We start from the raw sequence: 17,674 nt of genomic DNA, 5'->3' as shown, positions 1-17,674 counted from the left end.
CGCACTCCTTAACTCTGCTTCACATCATTGCACTTCTTGATGTACAAATGCAATAATTGCAAGAGTGGAGCATGCTCATGACCGACGTCTGGTCACCATCATCATATCTCAAGTTTGAAGATCATCGAACCCGACCCTCGATCGACCTACTCGCACGCGTCGTGAACGAAAATCCTGCGCATGTGACCGACCTTGGTTGCGGTCCGGGCAACTCCACTGCGTTGCTTGCCGCGCGATATGGCGCTCGTGTCATTACCGGCATGGACTCGTCACCAAAGATGATCGAGGCGGCACGACAACGCCTTCCCGAATGTATGTTTCATGAGGCCGACGTTAGCGCCTGGGCGCCGAAAGCCCCGCAAGACGTAATATTCGCCAATGCTGTCTTGCAATGGCTCCCGGATCATCAAACGCTTTTGCCTCGACTGATCGGCAGCCTGCAAGCTGGCGGAACATTGGCAGTGCAGATGCCTGATAATCTGGATGAACCATCACACGTCAGCATGCGGGTGGCAGCTTCCGACCCAAGATGGTCTGATCGGCTGGCAGCGGCGAACAGCGAACGCACCACGATACTAAGCGCTACGGAATATTGGTCCATCCTAAAATCGCAGGCACGCCAGGTCGATATCTGGCGCACAACCTATCACCATCCGTTGCAGGGGTTGGATGGGATCGTCGAGTGGTTCAAGAGCACGGGACTTCTCCCCTATCTCAGCCGCCTTCCAAACGATGACCGGCTTGCGTATCTGGAACGTTATGAAGCGCTGTTGAAGGAAAGCTATCCCGTGCTTCCCGACGGCACAGTCCTTCTTGCATTCCCACGGATCTTCCTGGTCGCTGTGCGGTAGCTTAAAAGTTCAACCGACTGAAGTTGGCTCTTTCAGCTTCAGAAGCGATGACAGCGATCTCCCGATCGCTGTCATCTTCCCTCAATATGATCCTCTGCGCTACGCGGCGTGAGCCAGGACGCTTTGACGGTCACGTTCGTTGAAATCCGACAGGCGGAACTGCGAGAGAAGACTGGTCAGCGCCTGTATGTCGCCAGATAGCGCATGGCTTGCCGCGGTCGATTCTTCGACCATGGCGGCATTACGTTGGGTTGTCTGGTCAATGGTTGTTACCGCACCGTTGATTTCCTGCAGGCCGACGAGCTGTTCTTTCGCCGAGGTCGCAATGGCTCGCACTCGTCCGCTGATATCTTCGACGCGGGCGACAATCGCCTGCAGCGCATCTCCGGTTTCGCTCACAAGTCCGACGCCCGACCGGACTTGCTCGCTGGAGGTGGTGATCAGGGCTTTGATCTCTCGCGCCGCCTGTGCCGATCGTTGTGCGAGTTCTCGCACCTCTTGCGCTACGACCGCAAATCCCTTGCCTGCCTCGCCGGCGCGAGCCGCCTCGACGCCAGCGTTGAGCGCAAGGAGGTTGGTCTGAAAAGCGATTTCGTCGATGACGCCAATGATACTGCCGATCTCGACCGAGGAGGTTTCGATGGCTTTCATGGCTCCGACCGTTCGCTGGACGATCGAACCTGAAGCCTGCGCCGATTCACGGGCCTGCCGCACCAGTCCCTCTGCTTCTTCGGCTCTGGTCGTAGCATCACGAGTTGCGGTGGTGATCTCTTCCAACGCGGCCGCAGTTTCCTCGACCGAAGCGGCTTGCTGCTCGGTCCGTTGGGCAAGCTCATCCGCAGCACCGCGAATTTCAATGGCACTTGCTTCGATGGAACGGGCATTTGCCCCAACAGCGCGCAATGTATTTTCAAGCTTGTCCACCGCGGCGTTGAAATCCAGCCTCACACGATCGAGGCCGGCCCCGAAAGGCAATTCGATGCGGTTACTGAGATCGCCGTCTGCCAGTCTTCCCAGCGCACCCGCCAACGTCGAAACCGCGGTTTCAACATCACGGGCATGCGCGGCCTTCTCCGCATCAACCGAGCGGCGGCTCGTCTCCAGTTCCTGATCCTTCTGCCGAGCTGACGCTTCCAGGGCTACTCGCTGACGAGCGTTATCCTGGAAGACCTCGACACTCTTCGCCATACTGCCGATTTCGTCACCGCGAGCCGTTTCATCGATCGCAACTGTGAGATCGCCTTCAGCCAAGCGCATCATCTTTTGACGCAAGCGCTGGATCGGAGCAACGATAGCTACCGACGCCAGCGCCATCGATCCGAAAATGGCTGCGATGATCGCAAAGGCCAGCACCGCACCACTGCCGACGATTGAGTTGATGTTTTGCGCGGACAGGTCGGCAACGCCGCCGGAGACACGCGCCTCCATGTTCTCGTTCCATTCACGGAGCCGCGTCGACAAGTCATCGATTTTTGGATCGACCGCACCCAACACCGCCAAAGCGTTCATATCCCGGTTGGCCTTTGCCGCGACCATTGCTTTGTCAAGCAAAGCTTTGATGGCCTTAGCGTCGGCAACGAAGGCATCGATTTCGACTTTGCCCTCCGGATAAGCCGCGACTGCGTCAGCGAAGCGGTCGAACATCCGCGTCGCGTTCTTGTCGTAACTGCCGGCAACATCGTCGAAATCCTTGGCATCAGGTGCATAAGCGGTGACCTGATAGGCGCGATAGGCGACAGACTGTAGGTGTCGCGTTGCGGCCACGATGTCTGTATTGGCTTTCGATGCAGACCCGATAAAATGCTTATATGCCTCGTCAGCAGCCGCAAACCGCAGCGATGTGTAGGTCAAGCTTACGCCGGACAGCATGCTGACGAAGAAGATCATCGTCAAAATCTTGGTGCGAATACTCGTATTGCGAAAAACTGACACAGCCCTGGCTCCCCAACTCTAATTATTGGGAGTTTGGCTTTATTTACTTAAAAATCCAATAAATGAAGTCTCACCCTTGCATGCCTGCGCAGCAATCGCCGTTTACGGAACAGATGTTCATCCTGCATGAGACTTCACCCTCCCCTAAAGCACCTCGCCTCTACATGGCAGCTTGGGACGTGATCGGCGATATTGTTCAGAACCGCGGCAGCGCCAAGGGCTGCCAGGCAACTGCTGACCCGTCTTTCGAAGAAGTAGGGTATCGCGCTGATTCTGGGGTCGGTTCCGGCTGGGGGCGGAATCGTACGTTAGCGAGCCATCCTACGGTTTCGGCCATCTGTATTCGCCTGCGAACAGGATGTGAGCCCATCCGAGTGGAGAGATGTGTGCAAGAAGCTCCTGAGGCACATCGAGACCTGCTTTTTGGCGACTGACGATGGCATGACCGAGATGAACGCTATTCCAGTAGATGACAATTGCGGCGAGCAGATTGAGTCCAGCCATGCGATAGTGCTGCCCCTCGGCAGTCCGGTCGCGGATTTCACCCTGGCGCCCAATGCGCAGGGCATTTTTGAGGGCATGATGTGCCTCGCCTTTGTTGAGGCCAATGCGGGCGCGCCGTTGCATGTCGATATCGAGGATCCACTCGATGATGAAGAGCGTGCGTTCGATCCGGCCGACTTCCCGAAGCGCCAGCGCCAGATCATGTTGTCGCGGATATGAGGCAAATTTGCGCAGGAGTTGGCTTGGCGGCACGATGCCGGCAACCATGGTGGCGGCGCTGCGCAAGATATCGGGCCAGTTCTGAAGAATGGTATCTTCGCGGATTTTCCCGCCGACGAGCCCGCGCAGTTCCTGCGGTGTGCCTGCTGGATTGAATACATAGAAACGTTTGGACGGCAGATCTCGGATGTGAGGGATGAATTGGTATCCCAGGATTGAGGCAGCTGCGAAGACATGATCGGTGAAGCCGCCGGTATCCGCATATTGCTCGCGAATGCGTTGCCCGGCTTCGTTCATGAGCAGACCGTCGAGGATATAAGGTGCTTCGCTGACCGTCGCGGGAATGAGCTGGGTGGCGAACGGGGCATACTGATCGGACAGATGCGTGTAGGCTTTCAAGCCGGGCTCGGGACCATATTTGGCGTTAAAGAGATTCATGGCCTTGCCGTGCAGCCGGAAAAAACTGGCCATCGCTGGAGGCAGTTTCACCCAGCCCCCAGAATTGGGACATGGGCAATCCCCCCTGGGCAGCGACGACGATGGCCAAGGCTTGATTGATGGCGTCGCTTTCAACGTGCCAGCGCGACAGGCGCGACAATTGCCAGTAATCATGGGTGTTCGAGGTTTCCGCCATCTTTCTCAGTCCGAGATTGAGTCCTTCGGCGAGCAGCACGTTCAGCAGGCCTATCCTGTCGTTACAGGGCGCTCCGGTCCGCAAGTGAGTGAAGGCGTCGCCGAAGCCAGTTGCCGCGTCAACTTCAAGAAGGATATCGGTGATCCGGACCTCGGGAATGCGCCCGTTGAGGTCGAGGATCAGTTCGTCGACATCTTGAGGCACTGCTGCGGCCAAGCGCTCGATCCGCAAGGTGCCATCTTCGATGCTGCCCTTCGGGATTGTGCCGGTTCGAACGGCCTTGGCGAGCCGCTTCAGCCCCTCGGCCATACGAGCTTTTCGATCGGCGAGCCAAGTTTCGGGCTCAAAGGGGATGGCCAGTCTCGCCGTAGCCTTTGCGGCAGTTAAAGGCACCAGCGTCTCTCTCAGATCGGCATAGCGGCGAGAAGAGTGGAGCCAGATGTCCGCCGAACGAAAGGCATCCCTCAGATGAAACAGCACCGCTACTTCCCATAGTCGGCGGTCCTTGCGCGCCGTGTTGAGATGGCGGCTCCATTTGGAAGTTGGTCGGAGAAAATCCGTGGGCAGTGACGGACAGTCCAGCCCGTTTCGAATCAACGCCGCTGCCGTCATGAGGGGTTCGGCCACAGGAGTGGCTCGAATCTCCAGGCACCGCAACATGCGCGGCGCATAACGGCGGAACCGATTATAGCCCTGCGCGACATGGGAGAGCGGATCGGCGGCCATTGTGTCGGTGAGTTGGGCTGCGGTGGCGACAAGCTTTTCCAGTTCGGACCAGCCGGGTGATATGGTGATTGCCGTTTCCAGAGACCTGCCATCGTTATGCGCTTCAAGCACCGCGGAGCCGAGACGGGAAAAGGCCCGCAATGTATTCGTGACGGCAGCCTTGGCATCCGCTGCCTGGCCATCACAAAGTCTCTTCGCCTCCCGCCATGTCTTGCCGACGATCCGGTCATGGGTCTCCACGAGCGTATCGGCGATGGCGGCCCTCCATTCTACGACACAGACGGCTAGAATAGCCAAGCGCCGGTCGGTGCTAACGTCGAGCAAGCCGTCGGTGAAGTAACGTTCACCCTGCCGGCGAAGACGACTGATACGATGGGGTGGCGTTCCGGCCAGCACTTGGGCATCAAGGTCAAGCTTTTGCAGAAATTCAAGCCTGTCGAGCAGGTTGTTGGCGTCGGCCGAATTGTTACCGATCTCAAATTTGCGGATCCAAACGAAACGGCTAACATGACCTTCGACCGTTTCGATCAGCAGTTCGTCAAGTCGGGCCCGCATCGTTGTATCGAGCCGCTCGACAATCCGCGTCTCGACCCGCCGTTCGGCCGCGACCAGAGCGTCGGCGCATAACCGTTCGATTGTCGAAACGCCCGGCAGGATAATCTTAATCCGGCGGCATTGTTCGATGAAGCGCTGAGCAAGATCCTCATTGGAGCGGGCATCTTCGGCCTGGCCATGAAGCCAATCCCGCAATTCTCCTGCAACGCGGCCTGTGAAACTCCTGTAGCCATAGATGGTACGGAGCTCCAAAAGATGCTCGCGCCGGGTCTCTTCGCGGATGGCATAGCCGTCGAGATCGTCTATTTGCATGCCAAGCTGTGCCGCGATGAACTTCACCATTTCTGCGGGAATAGTGTCGTCTGCCGTCAAAAACCGGCCTGGGTACCGAAATGCGCACAGTTGCAGCGCAAAGCCCAGGCGATTGCGGGCTTTGCGCCGGGTGCGGATATGTTCGATATCGTCATCCGCCAAGGTATAGTGCTTGAGCAGAGAGGCTTCGTGGGTTGGCAGGTCAAGCAGGGACGACCGCTGGCGCGCCGTCAAGACAATTCGCCTCGGCATATCCTATATCTCGCTATCTATGTATGCGTGTCCGAAAGAGGATCCCTTGTGGCAAGGAAAATTAAATTGGGCGGCCAGTTCTATGATGCCGGCGGTGGGGAGATTCCGGGGTGACTAGAGAAAGCCAGGCAGACGGGGAAAGACCGGAAATGCACTGTCACGGTGCCCGCGCCGGACAGGGAGCAATGAACGAGGCAGGGCCCGCCGTCCAGGGCATGGGAGATTCGCCATTCTACGCTGGCGATCGCGCGTCGGGCATTGGGAGGACAGGCGTCTACCGTCAAGACCTGCTCGACGGTAGACAACGCGTTGCGCCTTGGGAGGAGCTGGGGAGCGGTGTTTACATCGTATTTGACTGAGGAGTTATCCCTCGATCAAATAACATGGTTGCCGGAACGCACACCCTGACGATACCACCGCAGCGACATACACGAGAGGCCTGCGTCGATCTTTTCAATCTCGGCGGTCTTCAGTGGCACGACCTTGTAGCCGTGGCTGTCGAGGATTTCGAGCGTGCGCGGATAGTAGGCGCTGGCGAAGACGACGTCGTTGACACGCAGCACGTTGGCCGCTGGTTCTTCCCCTGCCGGTACGACGATCTTGCGGAAACCCTCGAACACGGCAGCATCGGCAAGTGCGGCAGTTGCGATCACGGTTTCATCGTCGAGCAGTGAGGAAGCCGTCTTGAAGTGCAGTACCCCTTTTGGGGTTTCGGCAATTCGGGCCTTTCCACCAAGCTTTTCGATGCAGGCAACCAGAGCCTCGGCGCCAATCTTGTCGGTGCGAGCAGAGAGGCCAATCAGCACGCCGTTCGGCGTATACATGATATCGCCGCCATCCGCCTGACCGGGCGCGGGCAGTTCAAGCACAGTCTCGAACTTCTCGCGCAGGACCGGCGCGATTTCCGCCGTTTCGTTGACCCGGCTCGGGGTGCCAGGGCGAAGCAATATGGCGCCGTTGGTAAACACCAGCGCCGGATCTTCGACAAAGATCGAGTCCGGGAAGGCTTCGAGCGGCGGCAGGACGGTCACCTCGACCCCTGCATCGCGCATGGCTGCAATATAGGCGTCGTGCTCGACCTTGATACCTTCGTAGGTCGGACCGCCGCGGTCATCGGCACGCAGGCCGTTGACCACCGAAGTGCACGGCTCACGGACGATGGCGGAGTTGAACTCATAAACGGATCGGGTCTGCGACATGATTGGTTATCCTTTAGTTCGATTGTCTGGGCGACGCTCATGCGGCCGCGAATTGCAGGTGTTCCGTCAGCGCTGTGCGTCGCGACAGGTGAATGCCAGCGAGCATGCAGCGCACCGAGCCGCCGGCGAGTTCGATCGTCGATACGTTGAACGGCGACAGCTTCGCGGAGCGCTCGACCGTCGCGATCTGCTCCTGATCCAGGCTCGTGTGGGCGCGGGCCGACAGCACAAGGACACGGCCTTCCCTGCCTTCGAGCTCGATGGCATTGCCAGCGAAGTTCTCAATCTGCCCAATCGACAGCTCGATGACCTGGCGGCCGGTCTCTTCGAGCCTGGTGACGATCTCCTGCCGGCGGGAAGCATCGGGGATCATCTGCGTCCCCAGCAGCGCAAAATCCGTGCCGATGCACATCAGCACATTGGTGTGGTAGATCGGCTTGCCGCTGCGATCCACGGCATCGAAGACCATCGGCTCGAAGTTGAAGTGCGTGCAGAACCGCTCGAGCGCGACTTCGTTGGTGCGGTTCGAACGCACCGCATAGGCAACCCGGCCGATGTGGTCGAGTACCATCGCCCCGGTGCCCTCGAGATAGACATTGTCCTTCTCGAGCCCTGAGTAGTCGATGACGTCCTGGACCCGGTACTCATTCTTCAGCATCTCGATGACGTCGCTGCGGCGCTCCTTTTGCCGATTGGCCGAGTACATCGGGTAGATGGCGACGTGCCCGCCGGAATGGGTCGAGAACCAGTTGTTTGGAAAGACGGAGTCCGGCGTTGAGACGGTCTCGTCCTCGAAGACATGGACGGTGACGCCGGTGTCGGCGAGACCTTCGGCCATCCGCGTAACCTCGTCAAAGGCCTTGTTCGCGATCGCCGCGGCAGAGCGTTTGCTGTCATTCGACTGGAACGCATTGTCGGCGGCAGTCATCGGGTTCGGCGTAAAATGATGCGGCCGGATCATCACCACTGACTTCGGCGCTTGTACGGACGATCTGGTCATCAGAGTGCTCCAACCTTGGCAGCGACGGGAGTGTGCTTGGCGGCACGCAGGATCATGCCGAAGAGATCGCGCGGTTCGTCGGGATCGGCGAGCAGGTCCAGCTCATCATAGAGGCCTGTATCCTTCAGCCGATCGCGGACGTAGCGAAGGGCCGAGAAGTCTTCGATGGCAAACCCGACGGAATCGAACAGGGTGATCTGGCGTTCACCGGAACGACCGGTGGCATGACCCGCGATGACCTGCCAGAGCTCGATCACCGGATGATCCGGATCGAGTTGCTGGATCTCGCCTTCGATGCGCGTCTGGGGCGGATACTCGACGAAAATGTCGGAGCGCAGCAGGATGTCGCGGTGGAGCTCCGTCTTGCCAGGGCAGTCACCGCCAACGGCGTTGATGTGAACGCCGGGACCGACCATGTTGTCGGTGAGGATCGTGGCATTCTGCTTGTCGGCCGTGACCGTGGTGACGATTTCAGCCTCCTCCACTGCCTCCTGTGAGGAGGAGCAGGTCTTGATCTCAAAGCCCATGCCGGCAAGGTTCTTCTGGCATCGGTCCGTGGCGGACGGATCGATATCGTAAAGACGCAGCTTGTCGATGCCGAGGATCGCCTTGAAGGCGATCGCCTGGAATTCCGACTGGGCGCCGTTACCAATCATCGCCACGGTGCGCGCGCCCTTCGGCGCAAGGTACTTTGCGGCGACCGCCGACATCGCCGCGGTCCGTAGCGCCGTGAGGATCGTCATTTCGGTCAGCAGCATCGGATAACCATTGCCAACATCTGCGAGCACACCGAAGGCCGTCACCGTCTGGCGGCCGGAGCGCGTGTTCTTCGGATGGCCGTTGACGTATTTGAAACCGTAGGTCTCGCCGTCGCTGGTCGGCATCAACTCGATGACCCCGTCCGAGCTGTGCGAGGCGACGCGCGGCGTTTTGTCGAAGCACTCCCAGCGCCGGAAGTCTTCTTCGATGTAGGCGGCAAGCTCGATGAGAAAGCGTTCCACGCCGGTGGCGAGCACCAGCTTCATCATATGGTCGACGCTCACGAAGGGGACGACATTCAGTTTTTCTTGCATATTTCAATAGTTCCTTATTCGCGGCCGACATAATGTCGGCGTATGAGACTAGCGGCAGCCTTTGGTCGACTGCCGCGCTAAGAATCTCGGGGGGGAGCTATGCGACCAGGACACGAGAGTGCTCCTTGGTAGCCGGTGCGTGTTCGCCCAGTTCAAACTTGCTGATGAGATGCAGCAAATGGGCAGCTTCATCCTCCAACGACATGCAGGCAGCCTTGGACTCTTCGGCCATGGCCGCCGTCTGTTGGGTCGATAGATCGATCTCCCGGATCGTCGACTTGAATTCCCCGAGGTGCCGCGCCTGGTTGGCGGCCGTGGACGCGATATTGGAAACGACGTCCCTGATCCGATCGATATGCCCGGCGATCTGCTTCAAGAGTTCGCTGGTAGAACCGACGAGCTCCATGCCTCGCGCGACGCGCTGCGATGACACGTCAATCAGTTCCTTGATCTCTTTCGCAGCGTCTGCCGAACGCTGGGCAAGCGCTCGCACTTCGGAGGCAACGACGGCAAACCCCTTACCAGCCTCCCCGGCCCGGGCAGCCTCGACGCCCGCATTCAAGGCCAAAAGGTTTGTCTGGTGCGCGATGTCGTTGATGACATTGACGATGGTGGCGATCTGAAAGGACGAATCTTCAATCTTGGCCATGCCGGCGACGGCTTGCGAAACAATCTCGTCCGAAGATGCGGCCACGGAATGGGCCTCGGACACCAAAGCGTCGGCCGCGCTTGCAGCGTTTGCTGTGAGACTCACACCGCTCGAAATGGCGTTCATCGTCTGAACCGCGCCATCAAGCACGACAGCCTGATGCTCGGTGCGCTTCGCCAGCACATCCGTCGAATTGCTCATCTCGCCGACAATTGCTGTAATCGAGTTCACTTGCCCGATCACCGTGCAGATCGTGCTTCTCAGCTGCGCCAGGGCAATGTTGAAGTCGTCCTTTAGTTGACGGTAGTCTTCCGGAAACGCGGCATCAATTGGTCGGCAAAGAATGCCGTCAGCGAGCGCGGACAGGCTGCTGCCGATTTGGGCGACAACGCCCGCCTGAACGCTGAGGCGTTCGACGCGCTCCGTCTCCACTGCCCGGCGTTCCCGTTCCGCCGTTTCTCCGCTTCTTTTGGCGTCCGTCTCCGCAGCCACCCTCGCAATTGCATTCTCCCGAAAGACGAGCACCGCCCGAGACATGTCGCCGATCTCGTCATGCCGGCCGACGCCTTCCACGTCGCCGCTCGAATCGCCGGAGGCAAGCAGCTTCATCGACGACACCAGCCGTGTAATGGGCCGGGAGATCGATCGCGACGCCACAACGGCAACCAATAACGTGACGAGGGCCGTCGCCGCAGTGAGTGCGACGATCTTCCAGATCATCGCCATGGCGGGTGCGAATATCTCCGCTGCCGGCTCAAGCGCGACGACCGTCCAATGGTGGCCGCCCCAGGCGAGAGGCTCGGGCGCAGCCAGAACCTCATGTCCGCGATAGACGCGGAGCGACGTGCCTTGCGCGAACGCCTCTTGGTCAATTGTCGTCGCAGCGAGTTTGTTATCTGCAAAACGGGATGTCGATCGCATCTTGCCGTCACTTCCGACGACGATTGCTTCACCGTTTGGACCAAATCCCGAATCCTGGTGCGAAATTGCATCGAGCAATTCGGTGCTGATAGCGATAAGCAATGTGCCGCCACGCGCCGTCGGTTTGAATGCGTCGGCGACGCCGACCGCAAAGTAGGCAACGCCGGGTTGGCCCGGGGTCGCGGCACTGAAGTCCGTCATCACCGCATCTTTGAGATCCGCGGATTGTGCGATTGCAGCACCGAGCGCACCGCTCGGATCGATAACGCCGAGCGGATCCCCCCCGCTACTGTAGACGAGCTCGCCTGTGGCGTTGACGAGCAAGATACCCGCATAGCCATGCTCTGCCACGAGCGATTTGAGCCAAGGGTCCGCCTTGAGATAATTGTCGACGAAAAATTTCGCTTCGTCAGTGGTGCCTTTGGCAAGATCACCTCCCTCCACCTTAAGCGCGGATAAGTGCTTGCGCTGATCTTCCGGCGTGTTCTTGAAGCCGACGTTCAGCTTGTCGAACAATTGCACCAGACCAGGCGTGTTCGCGAGGGCTTCCGTCTCAAGAAGGGTGGCGTTGAGCTTGGCGAGGATAGTCTCGCGTTTTGTCGTTGCCACATATTCGAGATGTTTGCCGATGAGGTCTTCGGTTGTCGCAAAAGACGTAAAGCCGGCAAAGGCCGCCACCGCGCCGCAAGACAGGACGCCCACAAAGAGCATGACAGCGGGTATCTTCCGGCTGATGGGCCAGGCAAGTCTACCATTTCGTATTCCTAGCCACTTCATTGCATCCCCCCTAAAATTGATTCCGGTCGGTTCACCTCAACCTCCTGAGGCGTTCCTATCGTCTGCAGTTGGCACTCAGTAGTGCGCAGTGGCGATGAGTTCGATCAGCGTCCGTTCCCCTAGGTCAGCGACGCCGATGGTCGCCCGCGCCGGCAGGTCTTCGGGCGCCAGCCATTCTTTCCAGACCGCGTCCATCGCGGGTTTGACATTCATGTCCGTAATGAAGATCGTCGCGGAAAGTAGCTTCGATCGGTCAGACCCCGCCTCTTCCAGATAAGCGTCCAGCTTTTTCAGAACCTCTCGGGTCTGGCCAGCCATGTCGAGGCTCTCGTCGTCGGCAACAATGCCGCCGATGTAAGCGATGCCATCGTGCTTGACGATGCGATGCAGGGTGGGTGTGCGAAGCAGCCGTTCGGTCATGACAATTATCCTTCTTCATTCATTTGGTGATCGACCGGATCTCTTCCGGTGACGGCTTTCAGCGCGCGCGGCGCATGTGGAAGACCGGCAAGTTCAGCAAGGCGCACCGGCTTTACCGGTGAGCGCAGGCGGTAGGTCCCTATCTCGCTCGGGTTCATTCCTTTCTCGGCTGCCATGATTTCGGTCACGGTGGCGGCACAGAGGCGGCCCTGGCAAGGCCCCATCCCGCAGCGAACGAACGTCTTCAACTGGTTCGGCCCAGGAGGTCCAAGCGCAACCGCCTCGCGAAGCTTGCCTGCGGTGATTTCCTCGCACCGGCAAACGATCGTCTGGGGATCTGGTGGGGCAAGAAAGGCCTGCCGTGGCGCGTAGAGGGCGTCGAGAAAGTCCCTCCCTCGCAGAAAGCGCCGGCGCTGCCGTTGAAGCTTTCTGAGCGATGAAACCGCAACCGGCACTTTTGTCAGCCCGAGATCCGAAAGGGTTGCCAGGGCGGCAATCCGTCCGGCAATTTCCGCCGCCTGAGCACCACCGATGCCGGCGCCGTCTCCGGCGATGAGGATGCCGCGCCTTGGCGTGCGTCCCTCGGCGTCGGTCACCGGCTCAAAGGCACGCTGGCGCTCATTCCAGGTCAAAGGGCAACCCGCGGCACTTGCGAGATTGATGCCCGGGATCACACCCTGGTGGAGCAGAACCGTCTCGGCCTGCAGGCTTTCGGTTCCCCGGCGCGTTTCGAAACGAACGCCCTCGACGTGGTCCTGCCCCAAAATGGCGAGCGACTGGACTCCGGTCACAACTCGCACGTTGCGCTTGGTTTTGAGGAGCAGACCGAGCCCCTTCACAAGGTAAGGCGAAAGCAGGAAGCCTGGCAGCTGGCGCAGCGCCTCCCATCTAAGGAGCGATTGCGATGTGTCGAGAACCGTCATGTTGCGCGCGCCCGCATCGACGAGCTGGCTTGCTAGCAGGTATAGAAGCGGTCCGCAGCCTGCGAGTACCACCGGGGAATTCGGCACGACGCCGGAGGACTTGAGCGCGATCTGGGCCGCACCCGCCGTCATCACACCCGGCAGTGTCCATCCGGGTACGGGCATCGGCCTTTCCTGAGCGCCGGTCGCAAGGATGATGGCGGTTGCCTCGATCATTCGCGCCACGCCGGCCACGGTCAGTCCCACACGATGATGCGCATGTTCATCCGCATCGTCGGCACACTCTATGCTCCAGACGGTGGCTTTCGCCGTGTAATCCGTATTGCTCGCCGCAAAAGACTCCGCGAGCGGTTTTCCCTTCCAGTAGTCGGCGCCGAGATAGCGGCGCTCGCCCGGCCGGTTGCGGGTGATCTCGCGATAAATCTGGCCGCCGCAACGAGGGTTCTCGTCGAGCACGACGACCCGTGCTCCCGCCCTCGACGCCTCTATCGCAGCCGCCATTCCCGCCGGCCCGGCCCCGACGATCACGATGTCATAAACCGGAAGCAGCACTTCAGCCCTGGACACGATCCGCATTGTCATGGCGCACGCCCTTCCTCGACGCTCGCAGGTGCAGGCAAGCTCGAGGTGGCCTGTTGGCTAAGCACCGTCATTCCATCCTCGACTTCAACGAGACAAGCCTGGCGGTTCTGAACGCCATCAACTGTGACGAGGCATTCGAAGCAGACGCCCATCAGGCAAAAAGGAGCACGGGGCGCACCACTGACGACAGATCGACGGACATGAGCAACGCCTGCCGCAAGCAACGCGGTGGCTAGCATGTCTCCACGCTGCGCCTGCATTTCGGTGCCATCGAAGATGAACGACACGGGCTCTTGGATCTCACGCAACCGCTTGAGCATGGAACCTCCTTGCCGAGAATGGTGAATGATCGTCCGCAAGCTTGGAGGCAGCGATCTGCGGCGCGACGATAAGCGAATGGTTCGCCGCCAGCGTCACGCCCGAATGGCAAGCCACAAGGAAAGCACCCGGGTAGTCTTCCGACTGATCGTAGATCGGGACTCCGTCCACAGTCTTGACCCTGAAACCGGACCAACTGCGCACCACGTTCAAGTCCGCAAGCGCCGGGAAAATGCGCAGAGCGCGGCTCGCAAGGACGGCGCTGATATCCGAAGATGTGGTAATGCTGGCCGTATCTGTCTCTTCGCTGTCGCCGATCATGATACCGCCTTCGTCGGCTTGGCGGATTGTCGGCGACAAACAAGGCAGAAAAGGCCTGCACTTCTCGGTCACGAGAATCTGTCCCTTGCTGCGCTTGAGCGGACAGGCAAGGCCCACCATAGGCGCCAGCCTTTCGTTGTCGAGGCCGGCCGCCAGAACAATCTTGCGCGAGAAAATGGAAAAGCCCTCGCCCCGCAGAACGAAGCCGTCGGCAACCGGTTCGATGGCATCAACATTGTGATTGGGGCGGTAGATAGCCCCTTTCCGGTCCATTGCGACATGGAGCGCATGAAACAGGCGCAATGCATTAACGTGCCCATCGGCCGCAGAATAGATCGATCCGACGACATCCGGGCCAAGGTGCGGGACGCGCGCTCGGGTTTCTTTACCGTTCAACAGTTCAAAGGTCGCAGCTTGGCCGATGGTTTCCCTGGCAATAGTCTCCATATCGGCGTGCATGGAGGCGAGCTCTTCGTCCGAAAGTGCGAAGGTGAAGCCGCCATCTTGAACGAGTCCAACATCGATGCCGCTGTCTTCCGACAGCGCTTGGGCCAAAATCGGCCACTCTCTCGCCGATCTGGCCGACCACAGCGCATAGTGGGGAGCATGCAATCCCTTCCCCTGGACCCAGACCAGCGCAAAGTTCGCCCGCGATGCCCTGAGGTCCAGATCCGAACCATCGAGAACGAGTGGCCTCACGCCTGAGCGGGCAAGCCCCCAGGCAATGGACGCTCCGACGAGGCCGCCCCCAATAATGGTCAGGTCAGCGTCTTGCATGGGCGGACATCTCGCGTACGTTGGCGGGAACAGCGCTCATCTTTGCGCTCCCATGTTAAAGTTCGAGATTGTCAGACGCCGCACGTGGGCCTCGTCAATGACGGTTCCTAGACCCGGACGTTGGGGCAAATGGACCACCCCATTGCGCACGAAGGACGAAAAATCAGTGGGATCTTCGACCAAGCGCATTGTCGACATGTACGCGTGGCCGACGTCGACGAGGTTTCTGACCGTGACAGCATGCTGAAGTGATGCCGCCTGCGTGATGCCGAACTCGATCATCGAGTTCATATAGCAATCGATGCCGAATGCCTCGGCCGTTGAGGCGATGCGCTGCGCGCGCAAAGGCCCGCCGTTCTTGCTGCTCTTGATGCTGAAGACCTTCGTAGCTCCGGCGGCTGCGAGTTCGGCCGCATCGCTCAGTTCGATGATCGCTTCATCTGCAGAGAGTGGAAGGCGGCTTTCGTTTGAAAGAGCGGCCATGCCCTTGATAACGTCGGTTGACAGGGGCTCCTCGACAAAGGCAATTCTTGAACCGGCAATGCCGGCTATGAACTCCCGCGCCTCATTGAAGCTCCATCCCTGATTGGCGTCTGCGATGAGCTTGATGCGATCGCCATATCGCGCCTCCAGAGCTGCGACACGCTTGATTTCGCTGGCGATGGGCGACGTGCCCATCTTCAGCATGAAGCTGGAAAAGCCATGAGCGGAACGCTCTTCGATGATGGGGATGTCGTCTTCGGCGCTGCCATTGCTCAAGGGCCACAGCACCGGAAGCGACGCGCGGATCGGTCCCCCAAGCAGGATTGCCACCGACACGTTCAAGCGTTTGCCCAAAATATCCAGCAACGCCATCGTGACGGCGCCCTTTGCGCAAAGATGGCCGGGAAGCAGACGATCGACCAACGCATCGATCGTGCCCGGATAAGGCTGTTTGGCGCCCAGAACAGCGGGTAACAGAGTTTCATTCAGAGCCCGAATCACGCCAGCTGGCGTCTCACCATCCACCGTTTCGGCGGGGTTAGCTTCGCCCCACCCCACGATGCCATCAACGTCCGTCAGCTTCACGAGGACCGCCTGGGTCGCAAAAAGGACGCCCTCGGTCAGCTTGTATGGTGTGCAAAGCTTGGCCTCGATTTCGAAAACTTCGGCACTCACGATTGGCGCCATCGATGCGGCGGAGATAATCTCGTTCATTGGTTCATTCCTGATTTATTCGGATCGCGACATCGCATTCAAAGCCGATGACAAAAGTTGCCGGCGCTCAGTGACCGGGCGCGGCAGAGGCGCCACTTACACCCCGCTCCGCACGCCTTTGGGGGTTGAGCCACAGTTCGATCACCATGACCGATCGAGTGACGATGAAGTTGATCGACAGATAGATTGCGCCGGCGATCACGAAGACTTCGACCGGCCGATAGGTATTGGAGATGATTTGCTTGGCGACACCGGTCACCTCGAGGATGGTGATCGTCGACGCAAGCGAGGTCGACTTGACCATGAGCATGATCTCGTTGCCGTAAGCAGGCAGAGCAAGACGCATCGCGATCGGGAAGACGATGCGACGGAATTGCAGGAAACCCGACATGCCAACCGCGCGAGCCGCTTCGATCTGACCCAAAGGTACAGCCTGGATCGCGCCCCGCACGATTTCGGTGCTATAGGCGGCGGTGCTGAGCGTTAGAGCAAGGATCGCGCAGAACCAGGCATCCCGGAAGAAAGTCCACAAGCCGACCGCTTCAAAGAAGCCCCTGAATTGCCCCGATCCGTAGTAGATCAAGAACATTTGGACCAGAAGCGGCGTCGAGCGGATGACGTAGACGTAGCCGTAGGCAATGGCAGAAAGAGAGCGGTTCTTTGACACGCGCATCAAGGCGAGCGGCACAGCAAGCGCGAAACCAAGACACAGCGAGATTGTAGCCAATGTCAGGCTCGTGGGAACGGCGGCGATAAGTTTCGGGAACGCCTCCCGCATAAGTTCGAAATCCATCACTGGCTCCTCACGCCGCGGTTTGCCCACTTCTCAGCCCGGAAAAAACCCTGGTTGGACACGGAGGTCAGCAGAAGGAAAACGAGGAAGGCCGCAAGATAGAAGGTGAAAGGTTCTTTCGTCGAACCAGCTCCAACCGCGGCGGCACGCATTACCTCGACGAGGCCGACAACCGAGATCAGTGATGTATCCTTCAAGGTGTATTGCCAGACGTTACCCATGCCGGGCAGCGCATATCTCGCTGCCTGCGGAATGAGAATCCGGCGCAAACGGAGGGCTGGAGCCATGCCAATAGATTTGGCCGCTTCGATCTGTCCCTTCGGAACTGCGAGAACTGCGGCCCGGATCACCTCGGTTGAATAGGCGCCGGCGCTTACACCGATACACAAAACCCCAATGGCAAAGACCGGCGGCTCAATGTAGCCTTCAAATCCAAAGAGCGCGTTGGCCACGTACCGAAGCAACGATCCACCGCCAAAAAATACAAGGAAGATGATCAGGAGTTCTGGGACGCCCCGCACCACGGTCGTATAGACGTCGCCGAGGAGTCTCAACGACCAGAACCTGGAGAGCTTTGCAGCAGCAAAGACGGACCCGATAATGATGCCGAGCATGAAGGCGCAAGCCGCGACCACGATTGTCAAGACCGCTCCAAGGGTCAATTCATCGGCCCAGCCGGCATCGCCCCATCCAAATAGCGTGAGATCCATTATATAAACTCTGTTGCGGGAGAACCGGA

13 protein-coding genes and 1 pseudogene are annotated in these 17,674 nt (G+C 59.2%); 1 reads left to right on the top strand and 13 read right to left on the bottom strand.

Annotated elements, in window-relative coordinates; translation table 11 throughout:
- Positions 1–77: 77 nt before the first annotated feature.
- On the top strand, positions 78–851 hold the full coding sequence (gene tam, locus ABOK31_RS34620; RefSeq protein ID WP_349963211.1) for a trans-aconitate 2-methyltransferase: 774 nt from the start codon (positions 78–80) through the stop codon (positions 849–851).
- A gap of 99 nt (positions 852–950) precedes the next feature.
- On the opposite strand, the gene ABOK31_RS34615 is transcribed toward tam, so the two are convergent.
- The 13 genes and pseudogenes from ABOK31_RS34615 to ABOK31_RS34555 form a co-directional block, all read right to left on the bottom strand.
- Positions 951–2,387, bottom strand: coding sequence for a methyl-accepting chemotaxis protein (locus ABOK31_RS34615; RefSeq protein WP_349963210.1), 1,437 nt, complete (start codon positions 2,385–2,387; stop codon positions 951–953).
- Between the two features lie 717 nt (positions 2,388–3,104).
- Positions 3,105–5,985: pseudogene (locus tag ABOK31_RS34610) on the bottom strand (Tn3 family transposase).
- Positions 5,986–6,359: 374 nt separating this feature from the next.
- Positions 6,360–7,184: an arginine deiminase family protein gene (locus ABOK31_RS34605; RefSeq protein ID WP_349963209.1), complete on the bottom strand. Its 825-nt coding sequence runs from the start codon at positions 7,182–7,184 to the stop codon at positions 6,360–6,362.
- 37 nt (positions 7,185–7,221) lie between these two features.
- A complete protein-coding gene (locus ABOK31_RS34600) occupies positions 7,222–8,184 on the bottom strand; it encodes an arginine deiminase-related protein (protein WP_349963208.1) in 963 nt (320 codons plus the stop codon).
- Positions 8,184–9,257: an ornithine cyclodeaminase gene (locus ABOK31_RS34595; RefSeq protein WP_349963207.1), complete on the bottom strand. Its 1,074-nt coding sequence runs from the start codon at positions 9,255–9,257 to the stop codon at positions 8,184–8,186. The genes ABOK31_RS34600 and ABOK31_RS34595 overlap by 1 nt, the downstream gene beginning before the upstream one ends.
- Before the next feature lie 97 nt (positions 9,258–9,354).
- Positions 9,355–11,538, bottom strand: coding sequence for a methyl-accepting chemotaxis protein (locus ABOK31_RS34590; protein WP_349963206.1), 2,184 nt, complete (start codon positions 11,536–11,538; stop codon positions 9,355–9,357).
- 141 nt (positions 11,539–11,679) lie between these two features.
- Positions 11,680–12,024: a RidA family protein gene (locus tag ABOK31_RS34585; protein WP_349963205.1), complete on the bottom strand. Its 345-nt coding sequence runs from the start codon at positions 12,022–12,024 to the stop codon at positions 11,680–11,682.
- Between the two features lie 5 nt (positions 12,025–12,029).
- On the bottom strand, positions 12,030–13,529 hold the full coding sequence (locus tag ABOK31_RS34580; RefSeq protein WP_349963204.1) for an NAD(P)/FAD-dependent oxidoreductase: 1,500 nt from the start codon (positions 13,527–13,529) through the stop codon (positions 12,030–12,032).
- Complete coding sequence (locus ABOK31_RS34575) at positions 13,526–13,849, bottom strand: (2Fe-2S)-binding protein (RefSeq protein ID WP_349963203.1); 324 nt, start codon at positions 13,847–13,849, stop codon at positions 13,526–13,528. Before ABOK31_RS34575 ends, ABOK31_RS34580 begins: the two co-directional genes overlap by 4 nt.
- A complete protein-coding gene (locus ABOK31_RS34570) occupies positions 13,830–14,945 on the bottom strand; it encodes an FAD-dependent oxidoreductase (RefSeq protein ID WP_349963202.1) in 1,116 nt (371 codons plus the stop codon). Before ABOK31_RS34570 ends, ABOK31_RS34575 begins: the two co-directional genes overlap by 20 nt.
- 36 nt (positions 14,946–14,981) lie before the next feature.
- Positions 14,982–16,142: an enolase C-terminal domain-like protein gene (locus ABOK31_RS34565; RefSeq protein ID WP_349963201.1), complete on the bottom strand. Its 1,161-nt coding sequence runs from the start codon at positions 16,140–16,142 to the stop codon at positions 14,982–14,984.
- Between the two features lie 67 nt (positions 16,143–16,209).
- A complete protein-coding gene (locus ABOK31_RS34560; protein ID WP_349963200.1) occupies positions 16,210–16,935 on the bottom strand; it encodes an ABC transporter permease in 726 nt (241 codons plus the stop codon).
- Positions 16,935–17,645, bottom strand: a complete 711-nt coding sequence (locus ABOK31_RS34555) for an ABC transporter permease (RefSeq protein ID WP_349963199.1) — start codon at positions 17,643–17,645, stop codon at positions 16,935–16,937. Before ABOK31_RS34555 ends, ABOK31_RS34560 begins: the two co-directional genes overlap by 1 nt.
- Between the last annotated feature and the right edge of the window lie 29 nt (positions 17,646–17,674).

It is taken from the genome of Rhizobium sp. ZPR4 (genome assembly GCF_040215725.1).
In the GTDB taxonomy this organism is placed as follows: domain Bacteria; phylum Pseudomonadota; class Alphaproteobacteria; order Rhizobiales; family Rhizobiaceae; genus Rhizobium; species Rhizobium rhizogenes_D.
The sequence above is the reverse complement of the archived record's forward strand: the minus strand, read 5'-3'. Positions and strand labels throughout refer to the sequence as shown.